This window comes from Psychrobacter sp. DAB_AL32B, from assembly GCF_002224105.1.
Lineage (GTDB): Bacteria > Pseudomonadota > Gammaproteobacteria > Pseudomonadales > Moraxellaceae > Psychrobacter.
The window spans coordinates 1-26,798 of sequence record NZ_NEXU01000018.1; the positions used below are offsets into that span (position 1 = coordinate 1).

Below are 26,798 nucleotides of genomic sequence, written 5' to 3' on the forward strand. Positions count from 1 at the left end.
TCTTAATTTATATCAAGACAATCAATAAATGATTTTGATAATTCATTGATTGTCTTGATAATATCTTTTATTTCTTCAGCCTTATCTCTATATATATGACATATATATGACATATGGATGCTAACCATTGCATTAAGCATACCTCTTCTATATCACTACTCTTACTACGTTGTTAAAAAAGTGTAGCAATCCATACTTTACTATTAAAGTAAACTCCAGTATCGATGTATACTATTAAGATAATCTAATGTAGATAATTTTTTATCAGATAGGTTTGTTCTAGCACATAGCTTTATTTTAATAACATGAACAGATTGCAAAATTTCTTGTGCAACCATCATATTTTTTTACCTATCTTTACTTAAAAGTAGCGAGTAGCTCTACAGCACGTTTACTTTCTCCAAAAATTTCGTCCCACTCATTCTAATCAATAACGTAAGAAGACCATGAGCGACCTTATAATATCTAGCTCATGGCCGTAAGACTTCGTAAAAAGGACATATCATGCCACATAAAAAAATTCGCAATAATGATCGCAGCAATGCTAATAATTTAGCGACAAATTCACAACGCTCATCATCGCGTTGGTTAAAAAACGTCAGCGCTTTTGGCGTGACAACGGTATTGAGTGCAGGAATATTAGTCGCTTGTGGACAAATGAGCAGTGCGGAGAATAATGCGAGTAGTAGTGCCAAAGTAGGTAGTCAAAACAGCGGCGTGACTAGCTCACGTGATATGTTGCCATCTGATATGCTTAAGCAGATGCAAGCATTGCCACAGCTGACCAAAGGTTTGGGTAAGAATGGGGCAGCAGTGATTGACCCTAATAAACCAACCTTGGTTAAGTTTTGGGCAAGCTGGTGTCCGCTATGCTTAGGGACGCTGGCAGAAACTGAAGAATGGCGAACTGACCCTAAATTTGCCGATTTAAATGTCGTCACTGTTGTAAGCCCCGGTCATTTGAATGAAAAAGCTGATGGCGAATTCAGTACTTGGTATGCTGGCGTGCAAGCCGATTATCCAAAATTGCCAGTATTATCCGATGCCTCAGGCGAATTGATTAACAAACTTGGCGTACAGGTTTATCCAAGCTGGGCGATACTCGATAAAAATGGTAATTTGGTGCATTTAGTCAAAGGTAATATGTCAGCAGAGCAAGCCTATGCACTCGCTGAAAATGCCGGTAATGATTTTGCTGAGTTAAAAGCCGGCAGTGCTAAACCAGCAAATGCCCAAGCATTGGATAACAACAGTAAGATTGAGACCATCAAACAAAAAGATGGCGTTTATTATAATGACAAAGGTAAAGCGATTAATACCCGCTCAATCTACTTGGCTGGTGGCTGTTTTTGGGGCGTTGAAGCCTATATGGAGCGTGTGGATGGTGTCGTAGATGCCGTGTCAGGCTATGCGAATGGCGATAGTGCCAACCCAAGCTATGAGCAAGTGATCCGTGGTTCAGGACATGTCGAAGCAGTCAAAGTCACTTATGATGCCGATAAAACCGATCTTGATACTATTTTAAAATACTACTTTCGCGTGGTTGATCCAACCAGCTTAAATAAGCAGGGTAATGATCGCGGTGTACAGTATCGTTCAGGCGTTTATTATACCGATAAAGCAGATAAAGAAGTTATTGATGCCGCACTTAAGCGTGTGCAAAGTCAATATAAGCAAAAGGTAGTGGTTGAAAATGAAGTCTTAGACAACTTCTACTTGGCTGAGATGTATCATCAAGATTATCTGGCGAAAAATCCAAATGGCTATTGTCATGTTGATTTAAGCCTTGCTGATGATAAGCCTGAAGGCACAGCACGTACTAAGCTTGCGCCTGTAAACAGCGTTGCTGAGACGTTAGATCCTAAGCGTTATGCTGGGTTTGATAAAGGGGCGCTGAAAAATACACTGACCAAAGCCCAATACAATATCACCCAAGATGCCGGAACTGAGCGAGCGTTTAGTCATGAATATGATGAATTATTTGCACCTGGTGTGTATGTCGATGTGGTGAGCGGTGAGCCATTATTCTTATCGACTGATAAGTACCAATCTGGTTGCGGTTGGCCAAGTTTTACTAAGCCGATTGATATGCAAGTGATTACTCAGCATGACGATATGGCATTTAACATGGTGCGCACTGAGATTCGTTCACGGGTAGCGGATTCGCATCTGGGTCATGTATTTCCTGATGGTCCAAAAGACCGTGGCGGCCTGCGTTATTGTATCAATGGTGGCGCATTGCAGTTTATCCCAGTCGATGTGATGCCGCAATCAGGCTATGCACCATTGGTCAAATTGGTTAAACCAGCGAAGCCTTAATAATTAATGTTGGTAATTAACCTTGCAAAAAGACGTTAAGCAATGCTTAGCGTCTTTTTTATGTCTCATGCTTTAATATTACATACGATAAAAAAATGATGAACAGGTTTGTTATCGTAGTGTTTTTGCTGTTATAGTTTGCGAATTATGAAAAACAACTTAAATTTCGTTATACTCAAGCGCTTATGATTAATCTTTCAGTAACTTTTATTAGTTACTATAACTACGTGCACCTGTTTTGTCGCTTGCTTCGTTTAGCGATTTTTCATCTTTGCTTTTAAGGCTGTAACATGACCGTTACCCATACTTCTACAACTTTTGAACCTATTATCACCTCGTTGCTTGATAACGATTTGTACAAATTTACGATGCTACAAGCCATGCTGCATCAGTTTCCACAGACCCATGGTGTCTACCGTTTTCGCTGTCGTAACAATGAAGATACCGTTTATCCATTGGCTGATATTAAAGAACAACTAGAAAAACAATTAGACAGTTTATGCGAATTGCGATTTTTAGAAGATGAATTAGAGTATTTGCGTGGTTTACGCTTTATGCGCTCAGACTTCGTTGACTACTTGGAGTTATTTAAACTTAAACGGCGTTTTATTACTGTCAGCACCGATGATAAAGGGCGCTTGTTTATCGATATCGAAGGCCCGATGATTCAGGCGATGTTCTTTGAAGTATTCGTACTCGCCATTGTAAATGAGCTCTATTTTAATGCTTTATCAGATACCAGTGTGATTGAAAAAGGGCAGCGTCGGTTAGATAAAAAAGTCGCATTATTGCACAGTTATGCTGCGGCACAAGCGAAAAATAGTCATGATATACCGCCATTTATTGTCGCTGATTTCGGTACTCGTAGGCGTTTCAATAAACATTGGCAAGCTCATGTGGTTGAGACTTTGCATCAGGCTGAACCAAAAATAGTTAGCGGTACTTCTAACGTTTATTTAGCAAAAAAGCTCGGGATAACGCCAATAGGTACTATGGCGCATGAATTTATGCAGGCATTTCAGGCATTGGATGTGCGTTTGCGTGACTCACAAAAAGCCGCTCTTGAAGCTTGGGTGCATGAATATCGCGGTGATTTGGGTATTGCGCTGACCGATGTCGTTGGGATGGATGCATTCTTACGTGATTTTGATTTGTATTTTGCCAAGCTTTTTGATGGTCTGCGTCATGATAGTGGCGACCCATATATCTGGGGCGATAAAGCAATTGCCCATTATAACAAGCTAAAAATAGATCCTAGAACTAAGATTTTAACCTTTAGTGATGGTTTAGATCTTAATAAGGCGTGGGATTTACATCAATACTTTAAAGATCGGATCAAAACCAGCTTTGGTATTGGCACCAATCTCACCAATGATATGGGTATAACACCATTAAATATCGTCCTAAAATTGGTTGAATGTAATGGGCAGCCGGTCGCGAAGCTGTCTGATAGCCCAGGCAAGACCATGATCAATAATGATACGTATCTTGCCTATTTGCGCCAAGTATTTGAGATGGATGAGCCAGAGTAAAAAAAGTTGGCTTAGCTATCGCTTTTCTCAGCTTTATCTTCTTCGGCAAAGGCCGCATCTAATGCTTGTTGTACGGCATTGATGCGAGTCTCGCAAACGCGATAAGCGGCAATCGACTCTTCAACCGTTGTCATTAAATTATCAATATCAGGCTCATCTTGTTGCTGCAATTCAGCCGCATTGTTTTTTAGAATATCGTAAGCCGCCTTAAAGGTTTTTGGGGCGGCTTTTTTGCGTTTGCGAGTAGGGGTGGTCATAAGGTTTCCTAATGTTCAAAGTGAAAGTAAAAGTAAGTAAGTAATAATCGTGGAGTATTATTATGGTGTTAGGTTGAAGATTCTGTGGATTCTGTGGGCTTCTTATCAATCTTAATGTCAATAATCTGTGCTTTTGCCTTACCGTCTTTTAAGACAATATGAATAGTCTGTTCAGGATAAAGCTGTACGCTACTGGTCAGTATGCGTTGGTCTTTCTCATCAGTGAGCATGCTATAGCCCTGTTTAAGCACGCGAGATGGTCGATGCAAGAGTACAATATCACGTAGATGTTCACTATCGCGCCGTGCCTGTATTAACTGCTGCTGAGTACTTTGCATAATCGTTTTTTGATAGTTTTTACTATAAGTAGAGGCGATTGATAATTGCTGATAAGCAGAGGCTTGTATTTGTGCGCGTAGCTCGCCTGTTTGTCTGGCTGCTTGCTTCACTTGGCGATTTGCACTTTGCTGAATACTACGCCACGCATAGTCACTGTCTTTTTGTAATGCCGTTAATTGACCAATCGTTTGTGATTGTATTTGGCTTAATTGACGTGCCGTTTGTTGCTCAGCGATATTCAGTTGGCGCTGAGCAGCTTGCTTGATTTTTGCTTGATACTGTAACGTCTGAGTGACTAGCTGTGCTAAATGGCTACTGATCGCCGCGATGACTTTTGACGGGGTATCAAAGCTGCTGTGCGCGACTTCATCTAAGATGACTTTGTCACGCTCGTGACCAATCCCAACCCAAACCGGTATAGGCTGCTCAGCGACTAAGGCGGCAAGCTCGTAATCATTGAGGTAAGCCAAATCACCTACTGCGCCGCCACCACGAATAATAACCAACAAGTCGGGTAGATGTTGATAAGTATCTTGAAATTGCTGCTGGGCGCTGACAATTGCTTGGCGAATCTCGCTTGGCGCATGATTGCCTTGAAAGGTCGCGTGATGATAATGAAAATGACAAGCCCCAGTGCTAGCGAGTCTATCGGCATCCGCTTGGAAATCGCCTAATCCTGCTGCTTTTTCAGGGGCAATGACTAAGACATGTTCGATATCAAACGGAGTCGGCAGCTGTTGATTGAGATGTAATAGTCCCTCACCAGTCAAGCGGTCAACCATCTCTGCATATTGGCGCGCCAAATCGCCTAATGTGTAGCTAGGATCAATATCTTCAATCGTGAGCGAGAAGCCATATTGCGCATGGAAGCCGGCTGATACTTTTAATAGAACCGTTAAATCACGGTCAAGGGGCATACCAGTTGCACGTTCAAACTTTGCTAAAACGCGCGCCGCTTTAAAGCGCCAAAGATTGCCACGGCAGCTGGCGATGACTTTACCGTCATCATCTTTTTCTGCCAATTCAAAGTAATAATGCCCGCCTTTGCTAGATAAATTGCGAATCTCAGCTTTGACCCATACACGGTGATTAAAGGTTTGTTTGATAACCATGTCAACCGCTGATAAGTAATCACTAAGCCGCAGCACCGTATCTTCTAAATTGACTTCTAGACTGTTTTCTTGCTCAGCCAGCTCAGCTTCTAAGGTCGCTAAATCTTTGGCAGGCGCTAATACCTTAGATTTTTCAGTGCTCGCTTGTTTAGTATTTGAAAGATTAGGTTTGCGCATAATAGTAGACCAAAGGTAATGAAAGCTTAGAGACCGGCTAGGCGAGGTAAAAGGGTGAAATATGAGATAGGGTAGTTTACCCCAAAAGCCTCTGCACAAAAAGCAAAGCCAACAAGCTGCGATTAATATATGGTCTTTATCGCAGCTTGTTGGCTCTAGGTTACCTTTATATATTACTTATTGATGAGATAAAGGCAGTTTAACGTTATCGCTTATTGGCAACGGAAACTAATCATATATTCATAATCGTCATCACGTGATAAGTTTGGCGAGCCAGTACCAAGAATTGTACCGAGAACTGCACCAGCTTGACCAATCATACGACCTGTATTTTCATTTAAAATACCGTTATATTTTACCGTATCATCAACGATAATAACCTGCTTACCTCGGCAAGTAGCCTTAGCGCTGTCAAGTGCGTTTTGCTGAGCCTTTACTTTGGTTTTAGCGATACCAGTCGTCTCATAAAGAGAGTTTGCACGCTGGATAACTGGTGATGAAGGCGTGGTTTGACAGGCGCTCAAAGCGAGTGCGGCGACTAAAGTTGCCGCTAAAGTGGCGGTTTTATTAAAAGTATTCATAAGTTATTCCTCATTCCAGTAAATTAAAAATGCAAGCGTGAACCTAAAAGTGAAACATAATTATTGTGAAGTACTTTGGGTAAATATGGCATCAAGTAAACAATGCGTTAAGGCGTTAATAAAATAACAAGCTAACACTTTGAAAGGATGAATCTAACCTATTCATGTATTGAGTGTCTAGGCGGTTATTGTGTTTGGTATTGCGCTTATATTACATACTAAAATTGGCATGAATAAAGCGGCGCTGAGTTTGCCAAAAAGCCATTGATTGTGTCTGTCTCGTATATTTTGGTTATTGTGTCGTACCATTAAAATCAAAAAAGGCGATATACATGAGCAATACACAGCAAATCACTTGAAATATAAACCATATCTAGGATAATTGAGCTATTCATTTTTAATTAGTAAGTATTCTATGCAATTGATTCCCGCTCCTGCTGGCGTGCTCGAAGTCGACGCGTTATGGCAACAAGACAATCCTAATAACCCCAATACGGATACGGTGGCGCTGCTTTGTCATCCCAATCCGTTGTTCGACGGTACGATGAACAATAAAGTCGTCACTACCATGTATCGCTTCGCTCGTGACAACGGTATGCATGTGGTACGCTTTAACTTCCGCGGTGTGGGGCAGTCAACTGGCGAACATGATTATGCTGAAGGTGAAGTAGTGGATGCAATGACCGTGTTACAATGGATTGCAGAGCAAACCCATGCACGCAAATTATGGCTTGGTGGTTTTTCATTTGGTGGTTATGTGACCGCGCGTGTGGCTGAACAAGTCATGGTATCACCGCATATATGGGGATTAAGCGATTTTGAGATATCAAAAATTGCTCTTATCGCGCCATCTGTTGAAAAAAATGACAGTAGTGATATCAGTTTGCCAGCTGACAATACCTTTGAGATTTATGGCAATGCTGATGAAGTCATTGACCCTGACAACATGCAAGCATTTGCTGAAAAATTAGGGATAGCTGTCAGTGTCGTCGATGGAGCCGGTCACTTTTTTCATGGGCGCTTGTCTGAGCTGAAAAAGCTATTAGAGCAGCATACTTATAACGGCGATACATAGTATGGTCTAACAAACGCTTGATAAGCTTTAGTCACTCAAACTAGTTTTGCGCCACTCAGTATTGAAATGTTTTAATAATTTAATTGGTTATTTGTACGACCTTGAGCTGTGTTAACCTAAAGAATGGTTGTGATGAGCCATTCTGATATATCAGTTGCTATTATCTCAGTGTAAAAATCATAAGTTAGTAGCGATTGTCGGTATCAACACTTTATTCTAGTATTTATGCTGTCTAATGATGAGTCGTATTATGAGTTTATCTCCCCTACAACGTTATGAGCAAGCTATTAGCACTGATGAGTTTACTCGAGATGAGCAGCAATATCAGGCGATGAGCTATTTAGATGAGCTGTACCATCAGCTCAATGATAGCGCGGTACAAAAAAAAGGCTTTTTTAGTTTTCTAAAGTCAAAGCCTGCTGCACCCAAAGGTTTGTACATGTGGGGCGGGGTAGGACGTGGTAAAACATGGATGATGGACATGTTTTATGACTCTTTAACCATTGAGCGCAAAATGCGCCAACATTTTCACCATTTTATGCAGCGTGTACATCAAGAATTAAATAAAATACAAGGTGAGAGCGATCCGTTAGAGAAGGTTGCTGATATCATTTATGCAGAAGCCGTGATTATTTGTTTTGATGAATTTTTTGTCTCCAACGTCTCTGATGCCATGATTTTAGGTGATTTGTTCACTATGTTATTCAATCGAGGTATCACTTTGGTGGCGACTTCGAACATTGAGCCGTCAGGACTGTATAAAGATGGTTTGCATCGTGATCGCTTTATGCCTGCTATCGCCGAAGTTGAACGCCACACCATGGTGATGAATATTGATTCTGGTATTGATTATCGCTTGCGTGTGTTGCAGCAAGCCGAGCTGTATGAATCGCCCATGACCAAAGCCAATCACCATTGGTTAGCCAACCGTTTTGCCAGCTTATCTAATAATCAGAAAATCAGTAACGAGCCCATCATCATTAACGGTCGCGAAATTAGAATCAATGCTCGAACCGAAGATATTCTATTCTGTGATTTCCGTCATTTATGTATGGAGCCACGTTCGGCGTCTGATTTTATCGCCATCGCTAAGGAATTCAATACCGTATTGGTCAACGCCGTACCAGCTCTAAATGATGACCTACGCGACCCAACACGCCGTTTCATTTATCTGGTTGATGAGTTTTATGATCGTCGCGTTAAGTTACTGGTTAGAGCGCAGCAGCCAATTCTTGAGTTGTATCAAGGCGAGAAGCTGGCGTTTGAGATTGAGCGTACCCGTTCGCGCTTGCTTGAGATGCAATCAGAAGATTATCTGAAAATGGAGCATCGTACAGAAGATGAGGATGCAGCATAGTTTTTATTTGAAGTTAGCTACGATTTAAGCTCGTGATTTAAGCTAGTATACAAAGCCAGCTATTATAGGCTGGCTTTTTTCCATCCCTATTCTATAAAATTATAATAACAACCCTACGAATAATTGCCAAAAATAATAACCATACCTAGTAATCAATAAGGATGAGCCATGAGTACCTCAAAAGATAAAAAGGATCAAGAAAATAACCAGAAAGACAATACCGAAAGTCCAATAGTGACAAACTCACAAGTGACGGATGAACAACTGATTAATTGGATTAAATCGAGACGTAGCATCGGTAATCTTACTATCCCTGCGCCGACAGAAAACCAGATTAAAGTGGCTATCGACTGTGCCGTCACCGCCCCGGATCATAAAAAGTTGCAACCTTGGCGTTTTATTATCACGCAGGGTAATGCACGTCATGAGCTGGGTCGTGCTTTTTTGGCAGCCGCCGAAGCACAAGCGGCGCAAGAGGGAGAAACGCTGTCTGAGAAAGCAAGACAGAAAACTTATAACATGCCGTTACGCGCGCCAGTTATTATTACTGTCGTCACACATATGCAAGCGCATAAAAAAGTACCGCCTTTTGAGCAAATGCTCAGTGCGGGTGCAGCGGTTCAAAACCTAATTTTAGCGCTAAAAGCACAAGGCTTTAGTACCGTTTGGCGTACAGGTCTGCTGTGTAACGAGCCAGCTGTTAAAGAGTATTTCGACGTCGGTCCAGATGACTATGTCACGGCTTTTGTTTATACTGGCAGTAGTCCTTGTGATATGCCAACACGAAAACCGATTGATATTGAGCCACTCGTACGCTTTGAGTAATACATTTATCGGAGTAGCATTGCCTTAGCAAAAGCTGGGTAATAACAACAATGACTTGATTGAGACGCTTTTTCAATTAAGTTGACTGTTTAATAAATACAGCTAATTTTTATAAATAATTGTTCATACATAATGTTAGTCTCACTGTATACTCAGCATAAATTCTATTCATAATAAAGTCAGTCAATTTGGATAAAAAAATATGACAAGCGCTAATGATAAAAATACAGATACAAACACAGATATAGATAGTAACCAAGATGATAAAAAAATGATTGAGAAACAGAATAGTCTGTTGTCCGGCATCATTGAGCGCGCCACCAAATCAGGCATTGGACGTAAGAAGTTAAATCCTAGTGCGGTGGAATCTGCCGTAGCAAAAAATATGGCAGAGATTCATAACAATCCGACCAAGCTGCGTTTGGCTTTTTTAGGTGGTGGCAGCTTTGGCACCGCGATGGCAAATTTAGCAGCACGCAATGGTTGTGATACCACGCTTTGGGTACGTAATAAGCGTACGGTCAAAGCGATGGCGAAGTCGCAGATGAATAAAAAATACTTGCCGGGCTATAAGCTTGATGATCGCCTTAAATACAGCCACGATCTACAAGCGGCAGTAAAAGATACTGATATTATTTTTATTGCTGTACCGGGCTTAGCTTTTCGTGAAACGCTCAAAAGTATCGCTCCCTTTATTAGTGGGCAATCTATTGTTTCTTTGACCAAAGGTATGGAAAAAGATACCTTTGCTTTGATGAGCGATATTATCAAAGATGAGTTACCTGAAGTGAATTTTGGTGTGATGTCAGGTCCAAATCTGGCCATAGAAATCATGAAAAACATGCCATCTGCCACAGTCATCGCCAGCGAATCTGAGCCATTACGCCATGCTGTACAAGCAGCACTGCACAGCGCCTTCTTTAGAGTGTTTGCCAGTGACGATATCCGCGGTGTTGAGCTTGGCGGGGCGCTAAAAAATATTTATGCTATCGCGATGGGTATGGCGGCAGCTTATGAGGTGGGTGAAAACACCAAAGCCATGATATTAACCCGTGGCTTGGCAGAGATGAGTCGCTTTGGCGTCCATGCAGGCGCCAATCCGCTTACTTTTTTAGGGCTATCGGGTGTTGGGGATTTATACGCTACTTGTAGCTCAGAATTGAGTCGCAACTATCGTATCGGTAACATGCTCGGTCGTGGTATGAACATTGATGCCGCCGTCAAAAAACTGGGACAAACTGCTGAAGGGGTTAATACTATTCAGCAAGTGCATGAAAAAGCTACCAAGGAAGGCATATATATGCCCATTACCCATGCACTGCATGCGGTCATTTACGAAGATAAAGCGGCGCTAGGAGTTGCTTTGCATTTGATGGAAGCGGGCTTCCGTAGCGACGTTGAGTTTGTTATGGAGCATGACCACAGCAATGCTGCGCTGACAGCACAGATGCAAACAGCAAGCAGTAAAGAAAAAACCAAAAAAAATGATACTGATAGCAATGCAAAAAAGTAACAAGGAAGGTTATGAAGATTATATTAGTTCGTCATGGTCAAGCAGAAGACGAAACGCGTCCAGATAGTGCCCGTCAGCTGACCGAGTTTGGACAACAGCAAGCTGCGCAGACGGCGGAATATATTACAGCTCGTTATATTCCTGATTATTTTTTGGTGAGTCCTTATGATAGAGCGCAGCAGACGTTAGCAGCATTACAGTTGCGTGCGCCTAATGTGCCATCAAAAATACAAGAGAATATTACGCCTTCTGACGATGCGCGTCATGCTTTAGTAGATATTGCTAATATTGAAGCAGAATGTCTTGTCATAGTCTGTCACATGTCTATCGTTGCTAACATTGCTGGGCTGCTGACCGATGATTATCCTGAGTCGTTTTCTTTAGGAGAAGCGCGCGTATTCGAGATGGACTTTGTAATGGCTGGTATGGCACGTGAGATTGATCGTTTTGTACCGGATCAGCCTTATTAATATATGCTGTTTTGGTAACTAATAACTAACAACTAGATGGTAGTAGCTGTGGTGTTATTAGCTGCGTTTATATTTATTAATATTCATGAAAACTATCTATATTTCTAACTAGATTAGTTTTTTGTAGATTAAAGCTTCAATAAATAACAGTTTCGATAAATAACGGCTTTGATAAATTATAACTTTGATAAGCTACCGCTTAGATAATTAAGGACACATTTGGTGTTACACGTTTGGTTAAGAGCGCAGCACAGTCCATTAGCGGTCTGGCATGAAGACAGTCAACACTGGCAATTGGTCGACGGTTGGCAACAGTTATATGATATTTATAGTAGCTATAAGGCAAGTAGCCAAAAAGCTGTTTGTCTTTATTTTCCCTCAAGCCATGTTTTACAAGTGGATACTGAACTGAATACGGCTCAGCTCAAACAATTGGGCAGTATTGGTAAGCAGTATTTGTTTGAAGAGACCTCTTTGACCCCAGTTGAGCAGTTGGTAATTCGGCAGATGAGTCATACCGACAGCCATTATCTATATGCATTGGCACAAAGTGATATCGAGTTATGGCAGCAAAGCGCAAAGCTTGCTGGCATGAACATCGTAGCGTTGCTTCCTGATTTTCTATTATTGCCAACGCCAGAAGAAGGGGCGGGGCAGCAAATAACCTTGTACCAAGATGAGCAGACGATGCTATTGCGGCAATCGCTGTATCAAGGCATGGCGGTCAGTTACCTGCCTCTAATCTTTGAGCGTTTCCCGCAGTTGAGCGAGGTTTTGGTATTACCAGCCATTGGTGAGATGTCTTATGATTCCAGTCACGCTTCTAATGAGAGTGTGGCCGATGGTCTAGAGTCTGGTAATGGTATTGATTTAACAAAGCCTATAGCACCGGCCAGCTTTACCGCTATCACAGCGGCACTGATCGCCGAACATCAGCTGTTATTAACTATCCTGCCTACTATTCCTAAGCCTCTTTATAACCCTGAGCGTCATGCGCTTAACTTTTTTATTAAATCAACGGATTCGCAGTTATCGCCGTATCTTCGTGTGGCGATGATGGTAGCGCTATCGGCATTAGTGTTGCAGATGGCGACTGATGCGATACAGTGGTATCAATATAATGAGGCGACAGCGGAAACCAAGACTGAGATTGCCGCACAGTATCAGTCTTGGTTTCCAAATGAGCCACTCAGTGCGCGTACAAAGCTACAAGTTCAATTACAACCAAAATTGCGTAGCGATAGCCAAGCTCCAGCGTCACACATAGCAGTATTGGCGCGAATATCACCTTTGATTAAGCAGTCCTCACTAAGGGCGCAGTCATTAGTAATGCAGCCATCGGCACTCAGTTTTATGCTGATTGCACCTGATCGTGGTAGTCTTGATCAATTTACCAATACGCTCTCTGCACAAGGCTTAACTGCCAAGTTAGAGCAGGTTAATAGTAATGAGCAAGGTCAGTTTAGTGGTCAAGTGACAGTCAATGTCATAGAAAATAACAGCGCAGCGAATAATGAGGCGACGTCCTAGTACAGAACTCATCATATATGCGATTAAAATAAGTTGGTCTGTTCTTTAACGAGTTATTTATAAGCTATTTAACGATAGGCAATAAAGGTTAATAATGAAAATATTACAGCGCCGCGCAAAACGTAATGCCTCTATGCCTCAGACCAGTGGGTTATCAGCGCGAATGACGGGCTATCAAAGCTTGCTATCAGCACGCTGGCAGGCATTGTCTCCCCGCGACCAGTTGGCTTTGATTGCATTGTCTGCTTTTTTGCTATTGTTTGGTGGCGGTTATGGCGGCTATAGTGTTCATCAGGCAGCAAATAATAGCAAAAGCGAGTATCACGAGCAGGTTGCAGATTATTTTTGGTTGCGTGCGCAAGCAGCTAATATCGATGGTAATGCACTAAATGCTGCCAATACCGCTGACGGCACCGCTGCGCTGCCACCTGCCAGCAGTGTCAGCACACTGCTAAATAACTCGGGTATTGTAGATGCTCAGGTGATTGCAAATGGTGATGCGGTGCAACTAAGTTTTAATCATGCCAGCCAAGCGGTGGTGAGCACCGCACTTGGTAAACTTGAACAGCAAGGTTGGCAATTTACCCAGCTGTCCATGCAGCAAGATTTGATCACTAAAGCGATTCAAGTACAGGCGACAGTCTCCTCTTAGCGTTTAGCATGGGCATATTAGGATTAAATCCATTTAAAATTAACCCGTAATATGTATGCTTTTAAAGCATACTCATTGAAAAAACGTTTATCTGACACAATCAAATAGTTATTACCCACTGCCAGTGATGGATGTTTATTATGAATGACTCTCCTAATCGCCAAACTGAAGCGCGTTTGAGTCAACCGGCGAAAAAATCTGAACCTGTTGTGTCAGATAGTCATGCGCCGTTTGGTGCCTCATCCGATCATGGGATTACAGGGCAAGGACAATACGATATGACGAGCGATAATATAAATAACAATCTAAATCACAATACGAACGGCAATATGAATAATAATAAGCGCCGATCTTTAATCACTTATAATCACATCACCTATTTGTTATATGTACTCAGTTATTTTACGGCAGGTCTATTATGGATTGTGCCTATTTTTATGAATTATGCCAAGCGTCAGGATGCTGATGGTTCATGGTTAGCTACTCATTTTGATTGGCAGATTAAGACTTTTTGGTACAGTATTTTTTGGTTTATTATTGGTATTGTCATTATAACGTTTGCCTTAGGTGGCTTTGGCGTTAGCATGTTAGCAGATAGCGGCAATATAGCCATCGGCTCGGTATTGTTAGCCGGTTTCGGTTTGGCAATTATGGGCTTTACCTTTATTTGGCATCTTTACCGGATTGTAAGGGGTTGGATTGCTCTGACGGATGGACGACCTGTACCCTAGAACATGAAATATAGAAGTATAGATAATTATTGCTAACCCCAATTAAGCGAGCGTTGATGATTACTTATTAGTGTTTTTATATGGAAATTTGCGCTATGAATCTTTGGTCTTATTTCTGTTAAGCTGATATAATCGCTGCGCTTGACCTCATTCGCTTTTTTCATTCATTATTGCTTTTCAAGCAGGGTCTGTCATTACTATGTCTTATGCCTTACTTCGCCCTTTTTTATTTAAGATGGATCCTGAACACGCTCATGAGATGACGTTATCTTTATTAGATAAAGCTCATAAAGCACGTGTTCTAGGCTTGGTATATGGTCAGTCAATGCAGCCAACAGACTGTATGGGTTTGCAGTTTGCCAATCCAGTTGGCCTCGCCGCAGGATTAGACAAAAACGGCGATTATATTGATGCACTCGCTGAGTTGGGCTTTGGTTTTATAGAAGTGGGTACGGTCACGCCGAAACCGCAAATAGGTAATGATAAGCCGCGACTGTTTAGAATCAAACAAGCAGATGCCATTATCAATCGTATGGGCTTTAATAATGAAGGTGTCGATTACCTGATTGAAAATGTGAAGCGCTGTAAATATAAAGGTAATATCGGTATTAATATTGGCAAAAATGCCAACACGCCGGTCGAACAAGCGGCTGACGATTATGTTTATTGCTTAGAACGTGTTTATCCACATGCCTCATATATCACAGTCAATATCTCCTCGCCGAATACTAAGAATTTACGCGACCTGCAAAGTGGCGAAGCGTTAACCCAGCTGTTGGATGCCATTAAAAACCGTCATAATCAGCTGGCAACAGAATATGGTTTTTATGTACCCTTGGTGCTTAAAGTTGCTCCTGATTTAGAGCCACTACAAGTAGACTATATCTCGCAGCAGCTGCTAGATTTTGAGATTGATGGTTTGATTGCGACCAATACTACGTTGAGCCGAGTCGGCGTTGAAGACTTGCCAGATGGTGAGCAAGCGGGTGGTCTATCGGGTCGCCCAGTCAGCCACATTAGCACCCAAATTTTACAACAATTCGCCGACCAGCTGGATGGTAAAGTAGCTTTGATTGGTGTGGGCGGTATCGATAGCGGTGCCAAAGCGGTTAAAAAAATTGAAGCCGGCGCCGATATGGTGCAGCTTTATACGGGGCTTATTTACCGAGGTCCTGGATTGGTACAGTCTTGCATTCAATCCATCGGTGGTTATTACGACGCCATGGAAAGTTAAGTGCAAGGTTAAATAACCAAACCACTTATTCATTGTCACTTATTCATTAAGTCATGCATGGTTTAATGTAATACATGATTTATTGAAAAAAGCTTCGTTGAGCATGCTGCAAATTTCAATTAGACACCCAATATAACAGACATAAGCTAATGAGGCGATAAACATGAGTGGTTTAGACATTGTGATTGTCGTTGTCGTTTTAATTGGCTTGTGGCGTGGCTTCCAAGTCGGATTGATTAAGACAGCGGTAGGTTTGGTCGGCTGGTTTATCGCGCTCATTGCTGCGACCAGATTGGCAGGTTCAGTGGCACCGCAGCTATCAGGTCTGGTACAAAACCCTGTATTACAGATGGCAATGGCATTCTTAGTGATTGTGATTGCCATATTGGCCATTATGCACTTAGTGGCGTTTGTATTCTCAGGGGTGCTTAAAACCTTGCGGTTGGGTGTGGTAGATAAAATAGCAGGCGGTGTGCTCGGTGCTGCCAAAAATGTGCTCATGGTGTTGGTCATTCTTAGTATCAGCGCGCCATTATTGGTACAGATGCCGCAATGGCAAACCTCGGTGCTCGCGCCTGAATTACTGCCTTATGCACCGATGGGTAAAGCGCTGGTCTCAGATATGTTTGGCTTGGCTTGGGATCAAGTCAATCAGTCGTAAGCTGTGAATAAAAAGCTATTTAATCGCCTGTAATATTCGTAAGATACAATCCATCAATTATCAAACATCAATAGTTTGTCTTACTGATAATCAGCTTTATCTATTATTAATAAGATTTCAATCTTAGCAAATATCATCAACTTAGCGGTGAGTGATAGGTGAAACTTTAAAACACCTTGTCAGAAATCATGCCGTTATTGTGTTTTCAATGTGTGGTTCAAATTCAAAATAGGATACAACTATGTGTGGAGTCGTTGGGGTCGCAGCTCATGAGCCGGTCAATCAAATTCTTTATGATGCCTTAACCATGTTGCAGCATCGCGGGCAAGATGCGGCAGGTATTGTGACTTTACAGGATGGACGCTTATACTTACGTAAAGAAAACGGCATGGTACGTGATGTCTTTATGAATCGTCACATGCAACGTTTGGTAGGTAAATTCGGTATCGGTCACGTCCGCTATCCTACCGCTGGTAGCTCAAGTAGTGCTGAAGCACAACCATTCTATGTCAACTCGCCTTATGGTATTACGCTTGCGCACAATGGTAACTTGACTAATGCCGAAAGCTTGGCAAAATCGCTTTATCAAGATGACCGTCGTCACTTAAATACCGATTCAGACTCTGAGGTATTATTAAACGTCTTAGCGCACGAAATGCAGAATTTAGGTAAAACCCATCCGACCGCTGATGATATTTTTGAAGCAACAAAAGCAGTCTATAGCCGCTGTGAAGGCGCTTATGGCGTAGTAGCGCTGATTACTGGTCATGGCTTACTGGCGTTTCGTGATCCTAATGGTATTCGTCCGCTAATTTTTGGTGAGCGTCTAGCCGCAAACGGCGGCACAGAGTATATGGTGGCTTCTGAGTCAGTAGCACTGACCGGTTCTGGTTTTAGCATCATTCGTGATGTCAAACCAGGTGAAGCTATCTTTATTGACTTAAACCATCAATTGCATACTTATCAATGTGTCGAGCCAAAAGAATATACACCCTGTATCTTTGAGTACGTTTATTTTGCACGTCCAGATTCGATTATGGATAATATTTCAGTCTATAAGTCACGTTTGCGTATGGGCGAAAAATTAGCAGATAAAATTCTTAGAGAGTGGGGCGAAGATCACGATATTGACGTAGTGATTCCTATTCCAGATACCTCACGTACCTCCGCGATGGAGCTGGCGCTTAAGATGAATATTAAGTACCGTGAAGGGTTTATGAAAAACCGTTATATCGGTCGTACCTTTATCATGCCAGGTCAGCAGCAGCGTAAAAAATCGGTTCGCCAAAAGCTTAGCCCAGTACCATTAGAGTTTAAAGGCAAAAATGTCTTGTTGGTTGATGATTCTATCGTCCGTGGTACTACCTGTCATGAAATCATTCAAATGGCACGTGATGCAGGCGCAAGCAAGGTATTCTTTGCCAGTGCTGCGCCACCGGTTAAATATCCTAATGTTTATGGTATTGACATGCCAGTACGCAGTGAGCTGATTGCCTCAGGTCATACAGTGGAAGAAGTGCGTGATATTATCGGCGCTGATCGTTTGATTTTTCAAGATTTAGACGACCTAATTGATGCGGTAAAAGATACCAAGCACAGTAAGGTTGAAGGCTTTGATTGTGCAGTATTTAATGGCTGCTATATCACTGGTCAAATCGATGAGGCTTACCTTGACTATCTACAAGAACAGCGTAGTGAAACGGCTAAAATAGGTAAGAAAGGCATGCAAATCGTTGCAGATACACCAGTTGATATGATGGGTGTCGAAGAGCTTTAGATTGCCAAATAGCTAAAAAATAAAATTGATTTTAAAACACAAAAAGGCTGGATTCTCAATGAATTCAGCCTTTTTTAATATTCAAAAATAATCGTGATCAACCTAAAACATTACTCAATAGCCAAAGAAAGCCATTAATCGCTGCGATACCAACCACCATGCTGACCAGTAACTGACGGCTAATATGGTAGACGAATAGTACCAATAACAAAGCACCAATTTGTGCCATCAACAAATGTACCTCTGCACGGTTTAAACCAGTATTCTCTGACACACCTTGATAAGACAGACTGGTTAAAATCAGTAATACCATTACTGATAGCGGCAAACTCTCATTCAACCGGTGTAGCCAAGGTGTATCGAGCAGTTTTTTGGGTATTAAAGCTGGCAGGGCACGAGTCACAAAGGTCACTGCGGCCATGGCAAAGGTTGCAATAATCAGGTAGCTACTGGTCATTGGTATCTCCATTTACGCTTTGTGGTGTCCAAAATCCACGCGCCAAAATCATCAGCATACAAATAGTAATTGCCACCAGTAACAACCAATGGCTGGTAAACAGCGAAGCAATCGCTAGCGCAATCACCGCAATACCAATGGGAAAGTAACGTTTGATACTTTGAAATTGCTCATACGCCAAAATGGCAAATAAACACACCAGAGCAAAATCTAAATGTGGCACTAAATCACTGAGGGCGCTGCCAATCAAAACGCCAATAGTACTTGCCAGTACCCACCAACTTTGGTTGAATAGACTGATTGGCAGTATCAAAGCTTGCCGTGATTCGTTCGGTAAACTGGTCATCACCGAAAAAGTTTCATCGGTGAGGGCAAATAAGCAATAGGTCTTTGCAAGCTTTTGTGTGGGCAGATATTGTAGTAATGGCATGCCATAAAATACATGACGCAAATTGATAGCGGCGATATTGGTGGCGATACTACCAATCGGTAATCCGGCACTTAACATCGGTAGGCAGGCATATTGCGCCGCACCTGCATATAACACAATACTGAGCATAATCGTTGCCCATACGGGTATACCGGCAACTTGGGCAAGCACACCAAAGGCAATGCCCGCTGGTAAATAACCCATGGCTACTGGTAAGCTTTTTTTAAAGCCTTCTGCCCAGTTATAGCGCTGTGCTTGATTTTGATAAATCTCATTTGATTGGCTATTCACGTAACGTCCTAGTATTTACTGTTTCTGTATATCGTTAAATATGGAAAGTGGCGGTATAGCCTGATGCTGATCGGCTAATGCTCAAGTTGGAGTTTTTCATAGCTACCCGTTTGGTGAGCACGGTATAAAAAGCCACCAAGGATAATCATGCGTAGTAGTAATAAACACCAAACGCTAAGCCAGATGCCAGTCATATCCCATTGTTGATAAAGTAGCCAGCTTAATGGGAAAAAGACGGCTGCTAATATAAGAGCTGCATTACGAATGACGTTACCTGCCGTTAAACCAAAAAATATCCCATCTAGCCAATAAGCACCAACTCCAACGAGTGGTAGCAATACTGCGTAAAGATGATAGTCATAAGCAAGGGTAAAAACCGGTTCAATATTGGTCATAAACTGCAAATAAGTAGGCATTGCAAGCCACCATATTGCGCTTAGCATGATAGCAAGACCATAGCTGACGATACCGGTGCGCTTAACGATAATACGAAAGCGTGGCCAATCGCGCCGTCCTGCTGCTTGTCCACTTAACGTCTCAGCAGAGACTGCCACCCCATCAAGGGCAAAGGCTGAGATACTTAATACCTGCAATAAAATAGCATTGGCTGCGAGTATGACATCACCACTTTGTGCAGATAGGCGAGTAATCCAAGCAAAGCTTAAGGTTAAGATAAGCGTACGGATGAAAATATCTTTATTTAATGAAAATAGCCTAAGCATTTTAACTTTGGTAAAGTGCTCTCGATCCGCAGTAAATAATGCCTGCCAAGATATTTGCAGATGCTGACGGCTGAGCCATAATGCCAATACCACACCCAACCAAAACGCTATCATGGTCCCTAACGCCACGCCGACCAAGCCCATATTCATAACAAAGACAAAAAACAGCGTCAGAATGATATTGAGTATGGCGATAAAACCTTGTTGGTAAAGCATATAACGGGTCTTGCCTTGACCTGCAAACCAGCCGATAAAAGCAAAATTCATTAGCTCGGCTATCACACCCCAAAAGCGTACATCTAAATAGGTCTTGGCTGCTATACCACTATCAGGATTGGCTGAGAGTGCTTGTAGACCAAAATCAATTAACCAAGGTTTTGCCAGTAGTAAAACGGCGCCAATGATAAATGCCAATACCAAAGCACGTTGCAAAATAGATAGCAGCGGTGATTGTGTAGTATGTGGTTTTTTTAATGTGCCATGAGTTGAAGTGTCGCTATTAGCCAGCTGGCCTAATGCCTGAGCCGAAAGTCCAGATGAAGCATACTGCAAAAAATTGAAACTGACGAGCAATAAAGACAGTAACTGTATCGCGAGTCCTATACCAGCAAGTTTGGCGGTATCATTCATATTGCCGACAATCGCGGTATCAATGACGCTTTGTAGCGGCATCGCAAGATTTGCCAGTAATACCGGCAATGCAATAGCGATGATGCGCGCATAGCGAGTATCAATAGGTGGTATAGCACTTGGCGGCAGGGTAGATGGCATAGAATGATCGCTTAGATAGGCAGATTAAGCATGTTTATAGATAGTATTAAAGATAAGACTTTATAGCAGCATTAGACTTTTTGAGTATCGATTTAGCTATCGATTTTATTTTGACCATATATAGACAAAAGCACCTAGAGTCTAGGTGCTTTTGTCAGGGTAACGTTTATCTACTCATTCATTAAAGAATTTAATAAGTGAGCAGTGATGCCGTTATCAATCTTGTTCAAACATCTTTGGATCATTAAAGGTCACGATTTCTTCTTCAAACTCAGGTTTTACCTTAACGATAAAGTCATCACGTGATAGACCCATGGCTAGAGGAATCGAGCTTGCGATGTAAGTGGATGAATAAGTACCAGCAAGTAAACCGATGAAGAGCGCGGCCGAGAACCAGAATAAGCCATCGCCGCCCAAGAATAGCATTGCTAATACTACCAATAGCACGGTTGAGATAGTCATAATCGTACGGCGCAGTGTCTCTGTCAATGATAAATCAATCGTTTGACGCGGCGTGATACCACGGACGCGGCGAAAGTTTTCGCGGATACGGTCATAAACGACGATCGTATCGTTCAATGAATAACCAATCAATGCCAAGATAGCGGCCAATACCGTTAAGTCAAACGGAAAACCAAATAACGCAAAGACACCGATGGTCACGATAGCATCATGGAATAGCGACAATACTGCACCAATAGCCAGTTTAAACTGGAAGCGTAGGGCGACATATCCAAGCATACATGCCAATGCCAATACAATCGACAGGACTGAGCTTAAATAGATCTCGTTACCAACTTGGCTACCAATGATATTAACATTACTGATTTCAACATCATTATTAGGAAGTTTTAATGCTTCACTGAGACTGGCGCTAAGCCCATCAACGTTATCAGATTGGGGTGGTAGGCGTACCAGTAGCTCTTGAGACGTTCCTAGATACTGTACGACAGCATCATCAAAGCCATTATCAGCCAAGGCGTTGACCACATCGGTTTGCTCAACAGACTGCTCATAACGCACATCTGCTGAAACCCCACCGGTAAAGTCAAGACCTAGGTTTAGACCATTGACCGCAATCGCAATAATACTACCAATCACCAAAATAATAGACAAAATCGCCATTGGCTTTTCTATCTTCATAAAAGGAATGATACGTTGGTCGCCAATGGCTTTGATACCGCCTTCTGCATATGCCGCGGCATCGTCGGCAGCGTCACCCACTGCTAAGTTAGGATCAATAGCGGTAGTCGCGAGCGCTTGGCTGCCTTTATCAGCACCTTTGGCACTAGAGCGAGTTTTACTAGCTGTTTTTTTGGCTGTAGCGTTATTGGTTTGGGTATTACTACCTTTGCCATCACGGCGCGGTTTTTTACGACCACGCGCACTTGCTTCACTGCTTGAGCCGTTCGGTTCAGGATTATTCTGTTGTTCTAGAGGGTTATTCTTATCGATTGCCATAGTGTTCTCCTAACCGATGCTCAGACGTTTGATAGATTTACGTTTACCGTAAGCAATTTGTATCAGCGCACGTGTTACCAAAATGGCAGTAAACAGCGAGCTGACAATACCGATCGCTAAAGTAATCGCAAATCCTTTAATCGGACCAGTACCAATCGCAAATAAAATAAACGCGACCAGTAATGTTGTGATGTTGGCATCGAAAATACTACTATAAGCACGATCAAAACCTGCCACGATGGCGGATTTTGGTCTGACCCCGTTTGCCAGCTCCTCACGGATACGCTCAAAAATCAGGACGTTGGCATCGACCGCCATACCAATGGTCAAAACGATACCAGCAATACCAGGTAGCGTCAGTGATGAGCCTAGAATTGACATGATAGAAATAATAATAATGACGTTAACCGCCAGCGCAACGTTGGCAATCACACCAAATAAACGATAGAAAATTATCATAAACGCAAAGACTAATAAATAACCAACCTGCGTAGAGAATAAGCCTTTATCGATATTTTCTTGGCCCAGTGATGGACCAATGGTGCGTTCTTCAACGAAATACATCGGCGCTGCTAATGCACCTGAACGTAGCAAGAGCGCCAGCTCAGCCGCTTCAGCACTACTATCAAGCCCTGTAATACGGAAAGATGAGCCCAGTACCGCTTGGATATTGGCGCGGTTAATAACTTTCGTTTCAGCATAAGGTGTGCGGACTTCTACAGTCTCGCCAGTGGCTGGATCTTCTTCATAAGTGATTCGTTGCTTGTTCTCAATAAACAGAACAGCCATTTGTTTACCGACAGCGGTGCGGGTAGCGTTTTGCATTAGCTTACCACCAGCACTATCTAGGGTAATACTCACTTCAGGCGAACCACTTTCATCGATACCTGTCTGAGCATTAGTGACTTTTTCACCCGTGACAATCGCTTGGCGCTCTAGCAATACCGGCGGACCATCAAGGGTGTTAAATGGAAACGCTTCAGTACCGGCAGGTGGAATACCGCCTGTATAGTTTTCGGCACCTTCAGCGACCATACGGAACTCAAGGTTGGCAGTACGACCAAGGACACGTTTTGCCTCAGCGGTATCTTGCACACCTGGTAGCTCAACGACGATACGGCTAGCACCTTGTGATTGTACTAATGCTTCTGTTACCCCAAGCTCAGCAATACGATTGCGTAGGGTAGTCAGGTTCTGGTTGACCGCATAGCTATTGATTTCATCTAATGTTGCATCGTTATACGCTAAAATCAGCGCCGGGCCTTGTTCATCAATAGAGGATTGTAAAGTAAATGTATTACCCATCGAGCTTTGCAAAACATTTTGTGCACGGTTGCGAGCGTCCGTATCCGCAAAATGTAACACCACGCTACGCTTATCGTTTTTGATGCCTTTAACCGCAATGCTTTCAGCTCTTAGATCACGTCGAATATCACGACTGGCACTGGTCAAACGTTGTTCGAGCGCTTTGTCCATATCAACTTCTAGCACAAAACGAACACCACCGCGCAAATCAAGACCAAGTTTCATTGGTTTTGCGCCGATATCACGTAACCACTGCGGCGTCGTTTGGGCTAAGTTAAGTGCGACTACATAATCTTCGCCTAAATTCCGTCTCAACACTTCCTGAGCCTTAAGCTGATCGACTGGGGTGTCAAGACGTACCAGCGCACTGTTGCCTTGAAACGTACCGTCATGGTAGTTCAAGCCCGCTTCTTTTAGTAAGCTTTCAGACTGAGTCAAGATGCCTTCAGACAACTGTGTGCCTGCTGCTGCACTCGTAATCTGTACGGCAGGTTCATCAGGATATAGGTTAGGAGCAGCATACAGACCGGCAATGATTAGCACGACGGTGATGAGTAAGTATTTCCAAGCGGGATATTGCATAATCACTTCTTTAAGTTGATAAACTACTGGCGACGCAGGCCACAAGTTAGCAGATGGGAAGTTAGCGATAACAATGGTGAGGTACTATATTGAGCAGCCATAGCAGTCATGATAGTGCACCACTGTGATCATCCGCGATGATAGTAAAGCGTAAAACGATAAAGCGAAAAATGACCGTAAATAATGTACGGTCATTTTGTAGTCATTACAACTGTTAATTGATAACGAATTATTAATAGTCAGTCATTAATAACCATCTAAGTCATTGATGATGATTAAACGCTTTCGATTGTGCCAGCTGGCAATACTGAAATAACAGAGGCACGTTGTACCTTAACGTCGGTATTGTTGTTTAAGCTAACAACGGCGTAATCGCCTTCCAAGCCTTTGATACGACCCATCAAGCCACCAGCAAATATGATTTCACTACCAACCGTCAACGCATTGACCATCGCACGATGCTCTTTAGTACGTTTAGATTGTGGGCGAATAACTAAAAAGTAAAAAATCGCAAAAAAAGCAACTGGTAATAAGATTTGACCGAACTGTTCCATATCTCTCTCAATAAATTATAGATAGTAATAAAATTAAATGCATAGTAACAAAAAATCCCAGACTTGGTAACTGTTAATCATAAGCTGGGCACGTTTTTATTAACGGACTGGCATACTAGCAGTCAATATTTGCTGCGACAATCGCTTTACGCTATTAAAAGGGTAGTATATAAAGGCAATGAATACCTAGAAAAACCCAAATTAGTATAAAGCAAGTCCTGCTTTAATAATGAGGATTATCGAACCTGTGACGTCATTTGAAGTCATTTGAAGTCCTTTGAAGTCCTTGAGACAAACAGTGATTTATTGTGAAATGCCAGCATCGATGCTACTATCAAAGGATAAGTCATCAGTGTTAAAAGTGCTGCTTGATATTAGCAAGTTTAAAATAAAATACGTACGATTATCACAACATTCTGCTGGTATGAATTTCTCTCGCCTGCTGTGCGCTTCGACAGACAGAGGCTTCGCAAAATTCATACCAGCCACATTGTATTCTTTTTAAAGTGAATCGACCATAGCCTGTATTAGACGGGCTTTTAGCAAATGACTGTCAAAACCAAATCAGGATTAGATGTTATCAGATATTATTTTCTATCTGCTCATGATATGGTCGTGATATATTGGTACTTCCTTTTTCTTATTTGTCTAGGTTATCTAACTTGTCCACCTCTTTTATGTCTGTACCTCGTTTATACCGTCCGCGCGCTTGTCGTAAAGACGCATCTGCTAAACCTCCCCCGATGATGGGTGACAACACTTGGTTTAATCTCAAGTCATTTTCTACGTTATCACTATTGATAACCTTGATATTGCCGCACTCTGTTTGGGCTGCTGATGGCTTAGCGAACCCAAGCGCTAGCAGCGTATTACTACTCATACTATTTGTAGTAATTGCCATTGGTATCTCATTTATCTGTTCACTGGCAGAGGCAGCACTATTGACGATGACACCGTCATATATTGCTGACCTTCAAGAAACCAATCCAAAAAAAGCAAGTATGCTAAGACGCCTAAAGATTGATAATATCGATCAGTCTTTAGCTGCTATCTTGACACTAAATACAGTGGCACATACCTTAGGCTCGATTGGCGCTGGTGCGCAGGCAACGATTGTATTCGGTAGTGCTTGGTTTGGATTATTCTCTGCAGTCATGACATTGGCTATTTTGTTTTTATCCGAAATCATGCCAAAAACACTCGGCACTGTATACTGGCGTCAATTAGGTGGCATGGTCGCCTATTTTGTACGAGGGATTGTATTGCTGCTGTACCCTTTAATTTTAGTCTCAGAAAAATTGACCAAGCTACTTGTGCGTGGCAAAGAACCGCAAGCGTTCAGTCGCCGTGAGTTTGCCGCGCTTGCCAGCATTGGTGAAGAGTCAGGACAAATCGATCCATTAGAGTCACGCATTATTCGAAACCTGCTGGCATTCGGTGCCATTAAAGTTGAAGATATTATGACCCCGCGTTCGGTGATGTTATCTTTTGAAGAAAATAAGACGGTCGCCGAATTATTGGTTGATCGACCAAAACTCACCTTTTCGCGACTGCCGATTTATGATAGCGATTTAGACAATATTACTGGCTTTGTATTAAAAACAGACATGTTATTGGCAAAGGTCAATAATGCGGTAGACAAACCATTAACACAGTTCAAACGAGACATCACCTTTGTATTTTCAAAGATGAAGTTGTTTGATGTGTTGGAGTTGATGCTAAAAAACCGTATCCATATTGCGATTACGGTCGGTGAATATGGTGAAGTCAAAGGCTTAGTCACCTTAGAAGATGTGTTTGAGACATTGTTGGGTCTTGAGATTGTCGATGAGATAGATCGTGTCGAGGATATGCAAGCATTGGCACGGCAAATGATGGACAGACGCGTCGAGCGCTTGGGTCTGAAGCTGAGTGATGATGAGCACTATGAAGATAATAGTGCTGAGAATAAGCAATAAAAAGCTTCAAAGGACATACCCGCTCAAGCTATGAGAACTCAAGAAATGGCGGCAGTCATTGGACAAACTTGCTTTAACAGATAGTTTTGCTTTACTTTTCGCAATAATTACACAGGGTGTCACAT

23 protein-coding genes are annotated in these 26,798 nt (G+C 42.3%); 14 read left to right on the forward strand and 9 right to left on the reverse strand.

Annotated elements, in window-relative coordinates; all coding sequences use genetic code 11:
• The first annotated feature begins 504 nt into the window (after nt 1-504).
• On the forward strand, nt 505-2,319 hold the full coding sequence (msrAB, locus tag CAN34_RS02425; protein WP_089554285.1) for a bifunctional peptide-methionine (S)-S-oxide reductase MsrA/peptide-methionine (R)-S-oxide reductase MsrB: 1,815 nt from the start codon (nt 505-507) through the stop codon (nt 2,317-2,319).
• A gap of 290 nt (nt 2,320-2,609) precedes the next feature.
• The gene (gene pncB / locus CAN34_RS02430; RefSeq protein ID WP_089554286.1) at nt 2,610-3,851 is read left to right on the forward strand and encodes a nicotinate phosphoribosyltransferase; all 1,242 of its coding nucleotides are present in this window, start codon (nt 2,610-2,612) and stop codon (nt 3,849-3,851) included.
• Nucleotides 3,852-3,862: 11 nt separating this feature from the next.
• On the opposite strand, the gene xseB is transcribed toward pncB, so the two are convergent.
• From xseB to CAN34_RS02445, 3 genes are all read right to left on the reverse strand, one after another.
• Entirely contained in the window at nt 3,863-4,108 is a 246-nt protein-coding gene (gene xseB, locus CAN34_RS02435) for an exodeoxyribonuclease VII small subunit (protein WP_089554287.1), read from the reverse strand.
• 68 nt (nt 4,109-4,176) lie between these two features.
• Entirely contained in the window at nt 4,177-5,736 is a 1,560-nt protein-coding gene (gene xseA, locus CAN34_RS02440) for an exodeoxyribonuclease VII large subunit (protein ID WP_089554288.1), read from the reverse strand.
• A 212-nt stretch (nt 5,737-5,948) separates the two neighbouring features.
• The gene (locus CAN34_RS02445) at nt 5,949-6,317 is read right to left on the reverse strand and encodes a hypothetical protein (protein WP_089554289.1); all 369 of its coding nucleotides are present in this window, start codon (nt 6,315-6,317) and stop codon (nt 5,949-5,951) included.
• 415 nt (nt 6,318-6,732) lie between these two features.
• Here CAN34_RS02445 and CAN34_RS02450 point away from each other — a divergent pair, with 415 nt between their 5' ends.
• The 11 genes from CAN34_RS02450 (at nt 6,733) to purF (ending at nt 18,142) form a co-directional block, all read left to right on the forward strand.
• Nucleotides 6,733-7,392: an alpha/beta hydrolase gene (locus tag CAN34_RS02450; protein WP_089554290.1), complete on the forward strand. Its 660-nt coding sequence runs from the start codon at nt 6,733-6,735 to the stop codon at nt 7,390-7,392.
• A gap of 250 nt (nt 7,393-7,642) precedes the next feature.
• Nucleotides 7,643-8,749, forward strand: coding sequence for a cell division protein ZapE (zapE, locus tag CAN34_RS02455; RefSeq protein ID WP_089554291.1), 1,107 nt, complete (start codon nt 7,643-7,645; stop codon nt 8,747-8,749).
• A gap of 168 nt (nt 8,750-8,917) precedes the next feature.
• A complete protein-coding gene (locus CAN34_RS02460; RefSeq protein WP_089554292.1) occupies nt 8,918-9,574 on the forward strand; it encodes a nitroreductase in 657 nt (218 codons plus the stop codon).
• 202 nt (nt 9,575-9,776) lie between these two features.
• Nucleotides 9,777-11,087, forward strand: coding sequence for an NAD(P)H-dependent glycerol-3-phosphate dehydrogenase (locus CAN34_RS02465; protein ID WP_089554293.1), 1,311 nt, complete (start codon nt 9,777-9,779; stop codon nt 11,085-11,087).
• An 11-nt stretch (nt 11,088-11,098) separates the two neighbouring features.
• The gene (locus tag CAN34_RS02470) at nt 11,099-11,557 is read left to right on the forward strand and encodes a histidine phosphatase family protein (protein WP_089554294.1); all 459 of its coding nucleotides are present in this window, start codon (nt 11,099-11,101) and stop codon (nt 11,555-11,557) included.
• Between the two features lie 222 nt (nt 11,558-11,779).
• Nucleotides 11,780-13,087 carry a type II secretion system protein GspL gene (gene gspL, locus CAN34_RS02475; RefSeq protein WP_089554295.1) on the forward strand — a complete coding sequence of 436 codons (1,308 nt, stop codon included), beginning with the start codon at nt 11,780-11,782 and terminating at the stop codon, nt 13,085-13,087.
• A gap of 94 nt (nt 13,088-13,181) precedes the next feature.
• Nucleotides 13,182-13,739, forward strand: a complete 558-nt coding sequence (gspM, locus tag CAN34_RS02480) for a type II secretion system protein GspM (protein WP_089554296.1) — start codon at nt 13,182-13,184, stop codon at nt 13,737-13,739.
• A 140-nt stretch (nt 13,740-13,879) separates the two neighbouring features.
• The gene (locus CAN34_RS02485; RefSeq protein WP_254423053.1) at nt 13,880-14,470 is read left to right on the forward strand and encodes a hypothetical protein; all 591 of its coding nucleotides are present in this window, start codon (nt 13,880-13,882) and stop codon (nt 14,468-14,470) included.
• 199 nt (nt 14,471-14,669) lie between these two features.
• A complete protein-coding gene (locus CAN34_RS02490) occupies nt 14,670-15,704 on the forward strand; it encodes a quinone-dependent dihydroorotate dehydrogenase (protein ID WP_089554297.1) in 1,035 nt (344 codons plus the stop codon).
• A gap of 163 nt (nt 15,705-15,867) precedes the next feature.
• Nucleotides 15,868-16,365 carry a CvpA family protein gene (locus CAN34_RS02495; RefSeq protein WP_089554298.1) on the forward strand — a complete coding sequence of 166 codons (498 nt, stop codon included), beginning with the start codon at nt 15,868-15,870 and terminating at the stop codon, nt 16,363-16,365.
• Between the two features lie 241 nt (nt 16,366-16,606).
• On the forward strand, nt 16,607-18,142 hold the full coding sequence (gene purF / locus CAN34_RS02500) for an amidophosphoribosyltransferase (protein WP_089554299.1): 1,536 nt from the start codon (nt 16,607-16,609) through the stop codon (nt 18,140-18,142).
• A 97-nt stretch (nt 18,143-18,239) separates the two neighbouring features.
• Here the strand turns inward: purF and CAN34_RS02505 are convergent, their stop codons facing one another.
• The 6 genes from CAN34_RS02505 to yajC form a co-directional block, all read right to left on the reverse strand.
• Nucleotides 18,240-18,599, reverse strand: coding sequence for an AzlD domain-containing protein (locus CAN34_RS02505; RefSeq protein WP_089554300.1), 360 nt, complete (start codon nt 18,597-18,599; stop codon nt 18,240-18,242).
• Nucleotides 18,589-19,320 (reverse strand): AzlC family ABC transporter permease, encoded by a 732-nt coding sequence (locus CAN34_RS02510; protein ID WP_089554301.1) that lies wholly within the window; start codon nt 19,318-19,320, stop codon nt 18,589-18,591. Before CAN34_RS02510 ends, CAN34_RS02505 begins: the two co-directional genes overlap by 11 nt.
• Nucleotides 19,321-19,394: 74 nt before the next feature.
• Nucleotides 19,395-20,813 (reverse strand): MATE family efflux transporter, encoded by a 1,419-nt coding sequence (locus CAN34_RS02515; RefSeq protein WP_089554302.1) that lies wholly within the window; start codon nt 20,811-20,813, stop codon nt 19,395-19,397.
• Between the two features lie 216 nt (nt 20,814-21,029).
• A complete protein-coding gene (secF, locus tag CAN34_RS02520; protein WP_089554303.1) occupies nt 21,030-22,274 on the reverse strand; it encodes a protein translocase subunit SecF in 1,245 nt (414 codons plus the stop codon).
• A 9-nt stretch (nt 22,275-22,283) separates the two neighbouring features.
• Nucleotides 22,284-24,161, reverse strand: coding sequence for a protein translocase subunit SecD (gene secD, locus CAN34_RS02525; protein WP_079691992.1), 1,878 nt, complete (start codon nt 24,159-24,161; stop codon nt 22,284-22,286).
• A gap of 275 nt (nt 24,162-24,436) precedes the next feature.
• Nucleotides 24,437-24,715 (reverse strand): preprotein translocase subunit YajC, encoded by a 279-nt coding sequence (gene yajC / locus CAN34_RS02530; RefSeq protein WP_079691991.1) that lies wholly within the window; start codon nt 24,713-24,715, stop codon nt 24,437-24,439.
• A 677-nt stretch (nt 24,716-25,392) separates the two neighbouring features.
• Here yajC and CAN34_RS02535 point away from each other — a divergent pair.
• The gene (locus CAN34_RS02535) at nt 25,393-26,673 is read left to right on the forward strand and encodes a hemolysin family protein (protein WP_089554304.1); all 1,281 of its coding nucleotides are present in this window, start codon (nt 25,393-25,395) and stop codon (nt 26,671-26,673) included.
• Nucleotides 26,674-26,798: the final 125 nt, after the last annotated feature.

Bases quoted from the DNA above. Each gene is read 5' to 3' on its own strand.
- msrAB (WP_089554285.1), top strand. From the start codon at position 505: ATGCCACATAAAAAAATTCGCAATAATGATCGCAGCAATGCTAATAAT.
- pncB (WP_089554286.1), top strand. From the start codon at position 2,610: ATGACCGTTACCCATACTTCTACAACTTTTGAACCTATTATCACCTCG.
- xseB (WP_089554287.1), bottom strand. From the start codon at position 4,108: ATGACCACCCCTACTCGCAAACGCAAAAAAGCCGCCCCAAAAACCTTT.
- xseA (WP_089554288.1), bottom strand. From the start codon at position 5,736: ATGCGCAAACCTAATCTTTCAAATACTAAACAAGCGAGCACTGAAAAA.
- CAN34_RS02445 (WP_089554289.1), bottom strand. From the start codon at position 6,317: ATGAATACTTTTAATAAAACCGCCACTTTAGCGGCAACTTTAGTCGCC.
- CAN34_RS02450 (WP_089554290.1), top strand. From the start codon at position 6,733: ATGCAATTGATTCCCGCTCCTGCTGGCGTGCTCGAAGTCGACGCGTTA.
- zapE (WP_089554291.1), top strand. From the start codon at position 7,643: ATGAGTTTATCTCCCCTACAACGTTATGAGCAAGCTATTAGCACTGAT.
- CAN34_RS02460 (WP_089554292.1), top strand. From the start codon at position 8,918: ATGAGTACCTCAAAAGATAAAAAGGATCAAGAAAATAACCAGAAAGAC.
- CAN34_RS02465 (WP_089554293.1), top strand. From the start codon at position 9,777: ATGACAAGCGCTAATGATAAAAATACAGATACAAACACAGATATAGAT.
- CAN34_RS02470 (WP_089554294.1), top strand. From the start codon at position 11,099: ATGAAGATTATATTAGTTCGTCATGGTCAAGCAGAAGACGAAACGCGT.
- gspM (WP_089554296.1), top strand. From the start codon at position 13,182: ATGAAAATATTACAGCGCCGCGCAAAACGTAATGCCTCTATGCCTCAG.
- CAN34_RS02485 (WP_254423053.1), top strand. From the start codon at position 13,880: ATGAATGACTCTCCTAATCGCCAAACTGAAGCGCGTTTGAGTCAACCG.
- CAN34_RS02490 (WP_089554297.1), top strand. From the start codon at position 14,670: ATGTCTTATGCCTTACTTCGCCCTTTTTTATTTAAGATGGATCCTGAA.
- CAN34_RS02495 (WP_089554298.1), top strand. From the start codon at position 15,868: ATGAGTGGTTTAGACATTGTGATTGTCGTTGTCGTTTTAATTGGCTTG.
- purF (WP_089554299.1), top strand. From the start codon at position 16,607: ATGTGTGGAGTCGTTGGGGTCGCAGCTCATGAGCCGGTCAATCAAATT.
- CAN34_RS02505 (WP_089554300.1), bottom strand. From the start codon at position 18,599: ATGACCAGTAGCTACCTGATTATTGCAACCTTTGCCATGGCCGCAGTG.
- CAN34_RS02515 (WP_089554302.1), bottom strand. From the start codon at position 20,813: ATGCCATCTACCCTGCCGCCAAGTGCTATACCACCTATTGATACTCGC.
- secF (WP_089554303.1), bottom strand. From the start codon at position 22,274: ATGGCAATCGATAAGAATAACCCTCTAGAACAACAGAATAATCCTGAA.
- secD (WP_079691992.1), bottom strand. From the start codon at position 24,161: ATGCAATATCCCGCTTGGAAATACTTACTCATCACCGTCGTGCTAATC.
- yajC (WP_079691991.1), bottom strand. From the start codon at position 24,715: ATGGAACAGTTCGGTCAAATCTTATTACCAGTTGCTTTTTTTGCGATT.
- CAN34_RS02535 (WP_089554304.1), top strand. From the start codon at position 25,393: ATGTCTGTACCTCGTTTATACCGTCCGCGCGCTTGTCGTAAAGACGCA.